At 39.2% G+C, this 11,940-nt stretch carries 12 protein-coding genes; 4 read left to right on the forward strand and 8 right to left on the reverse strand.

The features are described from left to right. Nucleotides 1-19: 19 nt before the first annotated feature. Entirely contained in the window at nucleotides 20-550 is a 531-nt protein-coding gene (locus tag EHE21_RS12760) for a hypothetical protein (protein ID WP_228766680.1), read from the reverse strand. Between the two features lie 235 nt (nucleotides 551-785). On the opposite strand from EHE21_RS12760, the gene cysK reads away from it, so the two are divergent. From cysK to crr, 4 genes are all read left to right on the forward strand, one after another. Further along, nucleotides 786-1,739 carry a cysteine synthase A gene (gene cysK / locus EHE21_RS12765; protein ID WP_088495073.1) on the forward strand — a complete coding sequence of 318 codons (954 nt, stop codon included), beginning with the start codon at nucleotides 786-788 and terminating at the stop codon, nucleotides 1,737-1,739. Between the two features lie 331 nt (nucleotides 1,740-2,070). Continuing rightward, on the forward strand, nucleotides 2,071-2,328 hold the full coding sequence (gene ptsH, locus EHE21_RS12770; RefSeq protein ID WP_006533407.1) for a phosphocarrier protein Hpr: 258 nt from the start codon (nucleotides 2,071-2,073) through the stop codon (nucleotides 2,326-2,328). 137 nt (nucleotides 2,329-2,465) lie between these two features. Beyond that, nucleotides 2,466-4,193, forward strand: coding sequence for a phosphoenolpyruvate-protein phosphotransferase PtsI (gene ptsI / locus EHE21_RS12775; protein ID WP_194950855.1), 1,728 nt, complete (start codon nucleotides 2,466-2,468; stop codon nucleotides 4,191-4,193). A gap of 49 nt (nucleotides 4,194-4,242) precedes the next feature. Then, the gene (crr, locus tag EHE21_RS12780; RefSeq protein WP_036935451.1) at nucleotides 4,243-4,752 is read left to right on the forward strand and encodes a PTS glucose transporter subunit IIA; all 510 of its coding nucleotides are present in this window, start codon (nucleotides 4,243-4,245) and stop codon (nucleotides 4,750-4,752) included. A gap of 199 nt (nucleotides 4,753-4,951) precedes the next feature. On the opposite strand, the gene cysM is transcribed toward crr, so the two are convergent. The 7 genes from cysM to EHE21_RS12815 all read right to left on the reverse strand — a co-directional run bounded on the left by cysM (nucleotide 4,952) and on the right by EHE21_RS12815 (nucleotide 11,748). Further along, nucleotides 4,952-5,836: a cysteine synthase CysM gene (gene cysM / locus EHE21_RS12785; protein ID WP_088495071.1), complete on the reverse strand. Its 885-nt coding sequence runs from the start codon at nucleotides 5,834-5,836 to the stop codon at nucleotides 4,952-4,954. Nucleotides 5,837-6,061: 225 nt separating this feature from the next. Beyond that, nucleotides 6,062-7,150 (reverse strand): sulfate/thiosulfate ABC transporter ATP-binding protein CysA, encoded by a 1,089-nt coding sequence (cysA, locus tag EHE21_RS12790; RefSeq protein WP_194950856.1) that lies wholly within the window; start codon nucleotides 7,148-7,150, stop codon nucleotides 6,062-6,064. Between the two features lie 31 nt (nucleotides 7,151-7,181). Further along, nucleotides 7,182-8,024, reverse strand: a complete 843-nt coding sequence (gene cysW, locus EHE21_RS12795) for a sulfate/thiosulfate ABC transporter permease CysW (RefSeq protein ID WP_088495069.1) — start codon at nucleotides 8,022-8,024, stop codon at nucleotides 7,182-7,184. Next, nucleotides 8,024-8,857 (reverse strand): sulfate/thiosulfate ABC transporter permease CysT, encoded by an 834-nt coding sequence (cysT, locus tag EHE21_RS12800; protein ID WP_194950857.1) that lies wholly within the window; start codon nucleotides 8,855-8,857, stop codon nucleotides 8,024-8,026. The genes cysW and cysT overlap by 1 nt, the downstream gene beginning before the upstream one ends. Further along, a complete protein-coding gene (gene cysP / locus EHE21_RS12805) occupies nucleotides 8,857-9,876 on the reverse strand; it encodes a thiosulfate ABC transporter substrate-binding protein CysP (RefSeq protein WP_194950858.1) in 1,020 nt (339 codons plus the stop codon). The genes cysT and cysP overlap by 1 nt, the downstream gene beginning before the upstream one ends. Before the next feature lie 237 nt (nucleotides 9,877-10,113). Next, a complete protein-coding gene (locus EHE21_RS12810; protein WP_075670506.1) occupies nucleotides 10,114-11,010 on the reverse strand; it encodes a Dyp-type peroxidase in 897 nt (298 codons plus the stop codon). Nucleotides 11,011-11,130: 120 nt separating this feature from the next. Next, nucleotides 11,131-11,748 carry an RpoE-regulated lipoprotein gene (locus tag EHE21_RS12815; protein ID WP_228766681.1) on the reverse strand — a complete coding sequence of 206 codons (618 nt, stop codon included), beginning with the start codon at nucleotides 11,746-11,748 and terminating at the stop codon, nucleotides 11,131-11,133. Between the last annotated feature and the right edge of the window lie 192 nt (nucleotides 11,749-11,940).

Here is an 11,940-nt window from a genome sequence, read left to right on the forward strand (position 1 = left end):
TATTTAGTTATTGAGTGCATTACTCAATTAATGAACGAATATAATCTTTCGTTTCTTCCTTATCCATCGGCTCACGCTCATTAATGCCCATTTCAAAGATATTCAATGCACCATCTAATTTTTCCATAATCTCTTCATCATCTCGAATACAGAAAATATAAGCATTTTCAAATGGTGTGAGATCCACTAATCGTAACCCTTTCTCTGCCAAAAAGTGGTTAATATATTCCAGATAAGGTAGCTCATAAGGCAACATATAAGGGTCTACGCTCACCTCATCCCAATCAATATTTTCAACTTGAGATAAAATCAATGCACTTGGTGATTCAGGTAAAGAGATGTGCTCTAACGATTTTAGATCAGGAATATCACCAAAATATTCTGTCCATTCCACATAGTCCATTAATCCTTGAGCTGAGAGTGATTCATATAACCAATTAAGGACATCTTCTTGAGCGTCGGACTCGGGTAAATTTTCACGCAAAGCTTGCGCGTCTAATTCAGGCACTGCGAGTTCAAGTGCGCTAATCAACTCTTCAATGGTTTCCATTATGACCCCTGTATTTGCAATAAACGTAATTAAAAATAGATTATCAGCCATCAATATACTGTACATCTCTTGATTTATTAATTTGTGAATCGTCTCACTGACTCTTGATTAGAACCTTTTGGAATAAAAAGACAAAAAAGTTATAAGTATATTCATAAAGCTTATTTCCATCTTTAGCTTGATGGCGTATGGTAATTTCATCTGACCTTATAAAAATCATGTACCGAGGATAAAAATGAGCAAGATTTTCGAAGACAACTCGCAAACTATTGGACACACTCCCTTAATTCGCTTAAAGCATTTCGGAAATGGCAACATTCTGGCTAAAGTGGAATCTCGTAACCCAAGCTTCAGTGTAAAATGCCGTATCGGTGCCAACATGATTTGGGATGCAGAAAAGAAAGGTATTCTTAAAGAAGGCGTTGAGCTTGTAGAACCTACCAGTGGTAATACGGGGATTGCTCTTGCTTATGTTGCAGCGGCTCGTGGCTACAAATTAACACTGACCATGCCAGACACTATGAGTGTAGAACGTCGTAAATTACTCAAGGCATTGGGGGCTAATTTAGTGCTGACTGAAGGCGCTAAAGGCATGAAAGGTGCCATCGATAAAGCCAATGAAATTCGCGATAGCGATCCTAAGCGTTACCTTTTACTACAACAGTTTAGCAACCCAGCTAACCCTGAGATCCATGAAAAAACTACAGGTCCAGAGATCTGGAATGATACAGATGGTGAAGTCGCTGCTGTTATTGCTGGCGTCGGCACGGGTGGTACAATTACGGGTATTGGCCGCTATTTGAAAAAGACTCAAGGTAAAGCGGTAACAATGGTTGCAGTTGAACCTACAGGCTCTCCTGTTATTACACAAGCCTTAGCAGGTGAAGAAATTAAACCCGGTCCACATAAAATCCAAGGTATTGGTGCTGGTTTTATTCCTGAAAACCTAGATTTATCGTTGCTGGATCGTGTTATTCAAATCACTAACGAAGAAGCCTTTGATACTGCTCGTGAACTTATGACTAAAGAAGGTATTCTCGCAGGTATTTCTTCTGGTGCAGCGATTGCGGCAGCAGTAAAACTCGCAAAAGAACCAGAATTTGCAAATAAAGAAATCGTGGTTATTTTACCTTCATCAGGTGAGCGTTATTTAAGCACCCCACTTTTTGCTGACATTTCTGACAGCTAAATCGCGTCATCTCAATTGTAAAATATTTATTAAAAAAGCACCTTAATGGTGCTTTTTTTGTGGTAGAGATCAAAGTTTGTCATCCAGACAGGTGATTTATTTCTTCGAGTTTAGTATTTAATCAATTAATTATTTCGAAGGTCGAAATTAATCAGAAAATAACCGAGATGACAAAAACGAACTCTTTTATCTTTCTGAACACTATTTTTATCAGATGACGCTTTACGACTTAATATTATCTGATATTGCTACGCAAAGCAGGACAAATTCATCTACACTTACTAAGTCCTGACTTAATGTGAACAATTGAGTTATAAAAGGAAAAAATCCTATGTACCAGCAAGAAGTTACTATTACAGCACCAAACGGCTTACATACTCGTCCTGCAGCACAATTTGTAAAAGAAGCCAAAACATTCTCTTCTGATATCACGCTTATCTCTAGCGGTAAATCTGCCAGCGCTAAGAGCCTTTTCAAATTACAAACTTTAGGCTTAACCCAAGGTACTGTAGTGACTATCTCTGCTGAAGGCGAAGATGAAAAACAAGCTGTTGAAGCGTTAGTAAAATTAATGGCGGAATTAGAGTAATTCGCGGTTAAGCTTTAACTCAGTACTTATTCCCCTGAAACCATTCAGGGGAGTTAATCTCAATGATGATTTTAAAACAACAGTATTTTGCAATCCTATTCTTTTAAGATTATCACCAGCAAGTCGTAGGATAAATTATGATTTCAGGAATTTTAGCATCACCCGGTATCGCATTTGGTCAAACCCTTCTCCTCAAAGAAGAACCTATCATCATTAGCCAACGTAAGATCCAAAGTGATGAGATTGAGAATCAAATCGAACGCTTCAAAGACGGCCGTAACAAATCTGCACAACAACTAGAAATCATTAAAGAGCGTGCTGAAAAGAACCTTGGTGCGGATAAAGCCGAAATCTTTGAAGGCCATATCATGTTGCTAGAAGATGAAGAGTTAGAACAAGAAATTGTTACTCTCATCAAAAGCGACAAAAAAACCGCTGAAGCGGCAGTTCAATCTGTTATTGAAGATCAAGCAACTGCATTAGAAGCATTAGACGATGAATACCTAAAAGAACGTGCAGCTGACGTTCGCGATATTGGTAAGCGCTTAATGCGCAATATCTTAGAAATGCCAATTATCGATTTAAGCGCTATCTCAGAAAAAGTGATTTTAGTTGCAACTGACCTTACCCCTTCTGAAACTGCACAATTAAGTTTAGACAACGTATTAGGTTTTATCACTGACTTAGGTGGTAGAACATCCCACACTTCTATCATGGCTCGCTCATTAGAAATTCCAGCTATTGTAGGAACATCTAATGCGACACAAACCATTAAAAAAGACGATTATCTCGTTCTTGATGCGATTAATAACAAAATCATTATTAATCCATCAGATGAGGAACTTGAGACATTAAAAACTATCAAAGAAGAGTACCTGCACGAAAAAGAAGAATTAGCAAAACTTAAAGACTTACCTGCTATTACGCTTGATGGGCATCAAGTCGAAGTTTGCGCTAATATTGGTACAGTTCGAGATGTTGCTGGTGCTGAACGTAATGGTGCTGAAGGTGTTGGTCTGTATCGTACCGAATTCTTATTTATGGATAGAGACTCTTTACCAACAGAAGATGAGCAATTCCAAGCCTATAAAGCGGTAGCAGAAGCGGTAGGAAGTCCTGCGGTCATTATTCGTACTATGGATATTGGCGGTGATAAAGACTTACCTTACATGAACCTACCAAAAGAAGAGAACCCATTCTTAGGCTGGCGTGCAATTCGTATTTGTCTTGACCGTAAAGAGATCCTTCATTCACAATTACGTGCTATCTTAAGAGCATCTGCTTTTGGTAAACTACGCATTATGTTTCCAATGATTATCTCTGTTGAAGAGATCCGTGCATTGAAAGCAGAACTTGAAATACTGAAAAGCCAGCTTCGTGAAGAAAAGAAAGCTTTTGATGAATCTATTGAAGTCGGTGTGATGGTAGAAACCCCAGCCGCAGCAGTAATGGCTCGTCATATGGCAAAAGAAGTTGACTTTTTTAGTATTGGGACTAACGATCTAACACAATATACTCTGGCTGTAGACCGTGGAAATGAGCTGATATCTCATCTATATAATCCAATGTCACCTGCAGTACTCAACCTGATAAAACAGGTGATTGATGCATCACATGCTGAAGGTAAATGGACTGGAATGTGTGGTGAACTTGCTGGAGATGAACGAGCAACATTGCTCCTTCTTGGCATGGGATTAGATGAGTTTAGTATGAGTGCTATTTCAATTCCTCGCATCAAAAAAGTGATTCGTAATGCGAATTACGATGATGCAAAAGCACTGGCAGAACAAGCACTTGCTCAGCCAACTGCAAAAGAATTGATGGACTTAGTAGAAACTTTTACTAAAGAAAAGACACTGTGCTAATCGCATTAGCCAGAGCCCGGTCCCAACTACAATAATTAGGAGAAGATTCATGGGTCTGTTTGATAAATTAAAATCACTGGTTTCAGAGGAAAAGAAAGGCAGTGGCACGATTGATATTGTTGCACCACTTTCTGGTGAAATCGTCAATATCGAAGATGTTCCTGATGTTGTTTTCGCTGAAAAAATCGTAGGTGACGGTATTGCTATCAAACCTGCTGGTAATAAAATTGTTGCGCCAGTTGATGGTACTATCGGTAAAATTTTCGAGACTAACCATGCTTTCTCTATTGAGTCTGACAACGGTATCGAGTTATTTGTCCACTTCGGTATCGACACTGTTGAACTGAAAGGTGAAGGGTTTAAACGTATCGCTGAAGAAGGTCAGCAAGTAAAAGTCGGTGATACTATTTTAGAATTTGACTTGGCTGTATTAGAAGAAAAAGCAAAATCAGTTCTAACGCCAGTTGTTATCTCTAATATGGATGAAATCCAAGGTTTAACCAAAATGACAGGCCCAGTTACTGTTGGTGAAACCGTTATTATTCAGATTAAAAAATAATCTTCTGTAATATTCTCTATTTAAACCGCCACCCATATGTGGCGGTTTTTTTATTTATTCAAAAACCAAAATACTCTAACTAATTCAACAATGTCCTTACTCTAAATAATTCAACAATGTTATTACTCTAAATAATTCAAGATGTAGCTAGGCGACAACGTTACAACTTGAAGTATGACGAGTAACGCTACAGTTTGAATTATGACGAGTAAACGCCTGTCGACAAATAACGATCACCCCTATCACAAACAATCGCAACAATCACTGCCCCTGGATTTTCTCTTGCAACGCGCAGAGCGCCAGCAACAGCGCCTCCAGAACTCACACCACAGAAGATACCCTCTTGTTTAGCTAAAAGGCGCATCGTTGATTCTGCTTCAGTTTGTGACATATCTATCACGCTATCCACCAGCTCTTTTTTAAATATGCCCGGCAAATAAGCTGGTGACCAACGACGAATACCTGGGATCTGGCTTTTTTCTTCAGGCTGAAGACCTATAATTTGCACGCTATCAGATTGTGTTTTTAAGTAACTTCCCACACCGGTGATCGTCCCTGTTGTTCCCATACTCGAAACAAAATGCGTAATACGACCTTGTGTTTGTTGCCAAATTTCAGGGCCTGTAGAAATAAAATGAGCTCTTGGATTATCTGGGTTATTAAATTGGTCTAATACCTTACCTTCGCCCTGATGTTCCATCTGTTGTGCGAGATCTCGCGCACCTTCCATACCGACTTCACGGCTGACTAAAATCAATTCTGCACCATAAGCTTGCATTGATGCTTGACGCTCTTTACTCATATTTTCAGGCATTAACAACTTTAAACGGTAACCTTTTACCGCTGCAATCATCGCCAAGGCAATACCTGTATTACCACTGGTTGCTTCAATCAGCGTATCACCCGGTTTTATTTCACCGCGTAATTCCGCTTGTTCAATCATCGATAATGCAGCTCTGTCTTTTACTGAACCTGCAGGATTATTGCCTTCAAGCTTAACCCAGATTTCAGCGTCCACCTCTTGTGTTAGTCGTTGTAGTTTTACTAATGGTGTATTACCAATAAATTGTTCTAACCCTGCCACAATAAGTTCCTGCTCATTTGTTTGTCTGTATTAATGAAGAAATCACATTTAACTTATTAACGCAATAATATTAACGTAATTCGACAAGTCTCTTTGTTTTTATAGAAACCAAAACACCCATACCTAAAATAAGCATGGGTGAAAGATCGCGAAATAAAACGATAGATTAATAATAAAATTAGCAAAATCTGTCGTAAACCCTCACCCAATACGGACGGGGAGCAGTCACGCGGTATAGGCTAACGACACCGTATTTAAGGGAGTATCTCCCGTATATAAACGGGCTTGAGCACCTCCCATATAATAGGTATTTCCTTTTGTTGGTGCAGAAGAAATATCATTCCAAACCGCAGTAATCGGTGTTTCACTCCATCCTAATGGCTGTAAAATCAACTGCCAATAATGCCCTTTTGGCGATACCTCAATAACCTTAACAGGCAATCGGCAAACACTGTTGGCATGTACACTTAATGCTATTTCCCAAGGACGTAAAAACACATCTACCGAACCTTGATAAAGCGGTGTCACCGATAATGGCAAATGATATCCACCAATCTGTAATTGAGCACCATTAATTTCACCTTTTAGATGATTTACATCACCTAAAAATTCTAAAACAAAGCGACTTTGAGGTGATTGCCATACCTCTTGTGGTGTTCCTACTTGCTCTATTTTGCCATTCCCCATAATCACAATGCGATCAGCCACTTCCATCGCTTCTTGTTGATCATGAGTAACAAAGACACTGGTAAATTTAAGCTCTTCATGCAATTCACGTAACCAACGGCGTAATTCCGTTCTTACTTTGGCATCTAAAGCGCCAAAAGGCTCATCGAGTAATAAAATTTGAGGTTCAACAGCTAAAGCTCTTGCTAAAGCGACACGCTGTTTTTGCCCACCCGATAATTGTGCTGGATAACGTTGTGCTAAATGAGGCAATTGGATCATTTCTAACAACTGTTGTACTTTTTTATGAATAGCTTCTTTGTTAGAACGATCTCGTCGAGGCAATACCGTTAGACCAAAAGCGATATTCTCAAATACAGTCATATGGCGAAACAACGCATAGTGCTGAAAAACAAAACCGACTTTGCGATCTCTAGCATGTAATCGGCTAACATCTTGCCCCTCGAAACAAATATTTCCTTGGGTTTGATGTTCAAGGCCAGCAATAATACGCAAAAGCGTTGTTTTACCTGATCCTGAAGGCCCTAGCAGCGCCACCATTTCACCTGAAGCCACATCAAGGTTGACATCATGCAACACTTCAGTGCGATCAAAATATTTTGTGACACTATTAATTTCAATACTCATATTTTGCCTCTACTTTGTGTAAATAATAATGTCATTGCTGACGAGCTAAATGCCATTGCAACGCACTTTTAAACATTAAGGTGAAGATTGCCATCATCGCGAGTAATGCAGCCGCAGTAAATGCACCAACGGTATTATAATCTTGATGCAGTAATTCAACTTGTAGCGGTAGTGAATAGGTTTCGCCACGAATAGCGCCGGATACCACAGAAACTGCACCAAATTCACCGATGGCTCTGGCATTGGTTAATACCACGCCATATAACAATGCCCAGCGAATATTCGGTAATGTCACTCGCCAAAACATCTTCCAACCACTCGCCCCTAATAACACGGCAGCTTCATCTTCTTGACTGCCTTGGCTCATCATCACTGGTACCAGTTCTCTCACGACAAAAGGACAAGTGACAAATACCGTAACTAGTACCATTCCCGGCCATGAGAACATCAATTGGATATCAAATTGAGATAACCATTGCCCTGCCCAGCCATTGCTACCGTAAAAAAGCAGATAGAGTAATCCAGCAACCACTGGAGACACTGCAAATGGAATATCAATCAATGTCATTAATAGCTGGCGTCCCGGGAAACGAAAACGTGTGACAAGCCATGCCATACTGACACCAAACAACATATTGACAGGTACGGTGATTAACGCGATGAGTACGGTTAACCAAACCGCGTGTAACATGTCACTATCCAATAAATTCTCAGTAAATATTTCAATACCTTTTGAAAACGCGGTCATAAAGATCCACGCAATAGGCACAACTAAAAATAAAATGGATAACACAACGCCCGTAAGGATTAACCCCCACTTCACCCAATCAATTTGGCGACGATAAACAGAGCGTTGTTGCATAATATCTGACATCAATGCCCCCTCAACCGTTGTCCAAATCGGCTTTGTAATCCATTAATTGAAAACAGTAAGACTAATGAAACAAGTAAAATTACAGAAGCAACGGCACTTGCCGCAGGATAATCAAATTCTTGTAATCGAATAAAAATCATCAAAGAAACAACTTCTGTTTGCCACGCAATATTGCCAGCAATAAAAATAACAGCGCCAAATTCACCTAAACTGCGCGTAAAAGAGAGTGCGGTTCCTGCTATTAATGCTGGCGACAACTCAGGTAAGACAACCTTACGAAAAGTCTGCCAACGATTCGCCCCTAGCGTTTCAGCCGCTTCTTCATACTCAGGACCTAATTCTTCAAGAACGGGCTGAACGGTTCTTACAACAAAAGGCAAACTGGTAAAAGCCATCGCAACAGCGATACCAATCCATGTGTTGATAACTTTGATATCAAATTTATCCAATACAAAACCGTACCAGCCTTGTGTTGAAAAAAGTGTCGCAAGTGTGAGACCCGCAACAGCCGTAGGCAAAGCAAAAGGTAAATCCATTAAACCATCAAGTAGTTGTCTACCCGGAAAACGGTAACGAGTAATGATCCACGCAAGCAACATACCGAAAACCGCATTAAAAATACTGGCAACAGCTGCCGCAAGTAATGTGACTTTATAAGCAGCCACAATTTGAGGGTGTGTTATCACCGCCCAATATTGAGACCAATTCATATCAGAAAGTTGCACAACCAGCGCACTCATTGGTAACAGTAAAATCAAGCAGGTATAAAACAGTGTTCCACCTAAACTTAATCCAAATCCTGGTAATACCCGTTTGCTGGTTGTGGTAAACATTATTGACGTCCTTGCGCTAACAACTTATCAAGCATGCCATCTGTCGTGAAATGTGTTTTCATCACGTTATTCCAGTCACCAAATACCTCTTCAATCGTAAATAATGACGTTGCTGGGAACTGTGCTGACTTTTGAGCCATAACCGCTTTATCATTTACGCGATAATTAAATTGCGTGATGATCTCTTGTGCTCTAGGACTGTATAAATAATTTAGATAGGCTTTTGCCAATGCTTCGGAGTCATTACGTTGAATATTTTTATCAATCCAAGCGACAGGAAACTCAGCTAGAATATCAATAGGTGGCACAATAACTTGATATTCATCTTCGCCATATTGTTGACGAATGTTATTAACTTCAGATTCAAAACTGATCAGAACATCCCCAAGTCCGCGTTCGATAAATGAGGTGGTGGCACCACGTCCTCCTGTATCAAATACCTCAACATTCTTGAGGAATTTCTTCATCGCTTCTTGTGTCTTTTCATCATTACCATAAGCTTTTTCGAAAGCACCCCACGCGGCTAAATAAGTATAGCGACCATTGCCAGAGGTTTTAGGATTAGGGAAAACCACTTTGACATCTTCACGCGTTAAATCTTCCCATGAAGTAATGTTCTTTGGATTTCCTTTGCGTACTAAATACGCCATAGTGGAATAATAAGGCGAGCTATTATTAGGAAGACGTTGTTGCCAATCAGCAGGAATTAATTTGCCTTTATCATGCAAAATTTGCACATCTGTAACTTGATTATAAGTCACTACATCCGCGGGTAAACCTTGTAATATTGCAAGTGCCTGCTTAGATGAGCCTGCATGTGATTGTTTGATGGTAACTTTATCATCAGGATGTTGAGCATCCCATTGCGTTTTAAAATCGCTATTTAGCTGTGTGAATAGCTCTCTTGCGATATCGTAAGAGCTATTAAGTAATTGAGCAGCCCCAGCATAACTACTAACAACCAAAGACAATGCTGCGGTTGCTTGTAATGCAAAGGTTCTGATTGTGTTTTTCTTCATCAAAAGTACCCATCATTGTAAGTTTTGTTCTAATGGTTACTCTATCGACTTTATTTATAACAGTGTAGTTAGCTTTTGTTATTTGATATAACCATAAGCTATTAAAACTGAATAAAACTCAGGCTAATTAATTAAATTTGCATCAATTACTCTTAACATGAAAAAAATTCAGACAAAAATGCCTGCTTTAAAAGCAGGCATTTCATTAATAAAAACGCATTTAGTACGAGATAATGATTACAGTGCTTTTAATACTTCATAAGAAGGTGCGAAGTAATAACTTCCTGTTACAGGTTTACTCATACGTAATAGGTCGTCATGTTTGCCGTCTAATTCACCAAACATACTCAATAGTTGTTGTTCGATATTATATAAACGACCACAGTAAGCTAAGAAATATAAACCGTGTTTACCGCTTGCAGTACCGTAAGGCAGGCTGTGACGTAGAATGGCTAACTCTTCACCATCTTCTTCAATCACAACACGAGAAACGTGAGATGTAACATTACGCTCAGATTCATCAAGTTCAACACTGTCTTTTTTAGTACGACCGATCATTTTTTCTTGGTCTGATTCACTAAAACGAGCCCATTTCTTCAGATTGTGCTCATAACGTTGAACTAAAACATAACTACCACCAGCATCAACACCGTCATTAATCAGTGCAACGCCATAACGCTCATCATCTTGTGGATTTTCTGTACCATCAATAAAACCACTTAAATCACGTTCTTCTATCCAACGGAAACCATGGATTTCTTCTTCAACTTTGATTGCATCACCAAAAGCTGCAATTGCTGCTTGTGCCAATGAGAAATTGACATCATGGCGCATAGATTGAATATGAATAAGAAGATCACGCTGTGTTGCAGGTGCTAAACCTTTGCCTAAAGGGCGAAAAGGTTTCAGCTCTGGTGCGCTGTTTTCATCGGAAAGTTTTTTCCAAAGATCAGAGCCAAATGCAACAACTGCGCCTAGTGATGCATCAGGAAATTGCTTTTGTAAATCAGATAATGATTGCATGAATTTCTGACACCCTTCACGCAGCGCTTCTAATTCACCTACGACCATTGCTTCGATAAAAAGACCAAATTTACTATGTGCGACTAAAATGCCACTTTGTGCATGAGACATATTGCTTTCCTAATCAATAATCAAAACACCTAGAATGATGTTAATTATATCGAATATTTTTTTCTGAAGATTTGCCTTTTAACAAAAATCGGACAGTCTGATTATAAAATCTTCCTTATTTTATAGGGAATAGCGTGAAGGCGATTTGTTCTGCCAAATAATTTGCGTTAATGTCCAGTTAGATAAAACTTCATCAGGTGGCATTAATCCATCAGGACCATCCCATTGACCACTGAAGACATAACTCACCGATTTAGCTTCTGTGGATTGGCATAAAATAGTTCTCAGTTTTTCATCTTTAGGGCCTTTGCTACATGCACCAAATGCTTTTTTATAGATATCTTTAAATGGTGTACCCATCGTTGTGCCCCAATCCGTCGTTGCTTTGGCATCAAAGACTTCTATTTTTTCAACAGTGCCTTTTTCTTTGCCATAGAAAGCCACTTGAACGCTCTTATCTTCGAGAGCTTGGACGACAACAATAATATCGCTACCTTGCATCTCCATACCTTCACGATAATTGAAGCTACCACCTAGCTCATTTTTTATTTCACTTTCTGTTATTTTTGTTGAACCGGTGATATTTCCTAATCCATTGGCAGAAACAGTCAGCGTATTATTTGAAAACCAATTCATCGGATTTAGTGCAGAAAAAGACATTCCTCCCATGGATGAACAGCCACTTAATAGCAAAACACTTGTGCTTAAACACAAGGGTAACCAAAACTTAGGCATCATTTGTTTCTCCGTTAAACTTTTTCGTCACACATTAAAATAGATACTGAGGTTATTTAGCACACCTTATCTTACTCTTTGTATCACCTCAATCATCAGGCTAAAACAGTCGTGATAAGTCAGCATAACAAAATATCTACTGATTTTATCTTAGATAACCACATGAAAAGAAAGCCTAGTTACGACCATTAACAG

The sequence above is a fragment of the Proteus sp. GOKU genome, assembly GCF_015475555.1.
Taxonomy (GTDB): Bacteria; Pseudomonadota; Gammaproteobacteria; order Enterobacterales; family Enterobacteriaceae; genus Proteus; species Proteus mirabilis_B.

Coding starts and splice junctions, on each gene's coding strand:
- EHE21_RS12760 (WP_228766680.1), bottom strand. CDS start 550: ATGGAAACCATTGAAGAGTTGATTAGCGCACTTGAACTCGCAGTGCCT.
- cysK (WP_088495073.1), top strand. CDS start 786: ATGAGCAAGATTTTCGAAGACAACTCGCAAACTATTGGACACACTCCC.
- ptsH (WP_006533407.1), top strand. CDS start 2,071: ATGTACCAGCAAGAAGTTACTATTACAGCACCAAACGGCTTACATACT.
- ptsI (WP_194950855.1), top strand. CDS start 2,466: ATGATTTCAGGAATTTTAGCATCACCCGGTATCGCATTTGGTCAAACC.
- crr (WP_036935451.1), top strand. CDS start 4,243: ATGGGTCTGTTTGATAAATTAAAATCACTGGTTTCAGAGGAAAAGAAA.
- cysA (WP_194950856.1), bottom strand. CDS start 7,150: ATGAGTATTGAAATTAATAGTGTCACAAAATATTTTGATCGCACTGAA.
- cysW (WP_088495069.1), bottom strand. CDS start 8,024: ATGTCAGATATTATGCAACAACGCTCTGTTTATCGTCGCCAAATTGAT.
- cysT (WP_194950857.1), bottom strand. CDS start 8,857: ATGTTTACCACAACCAGCAAACGGGTATTACCAGGATTTGGATTAAGT.
- cysP (WP_194950858.1), bottom strand. CDS start 9,876: ATGAAGAAAAACACAATCAGAACCTTTGCATTACAAGCAACCGCAGCA.
- EHE21_RS12810 (WP_075670506.1), bottom strand. CDS start 11,010: ATGTCTCATGCACAAAGTGGCATTTTAGTCGCACATAGTAAATTTGGT.
- EHE21_RS12815 (WP_228766681.1), bottom strand. CDS start 11,748: ATGATGCCTAAGTTTTGGTTACCCTTGTGTTTAAGCACAAGTGTTTTG.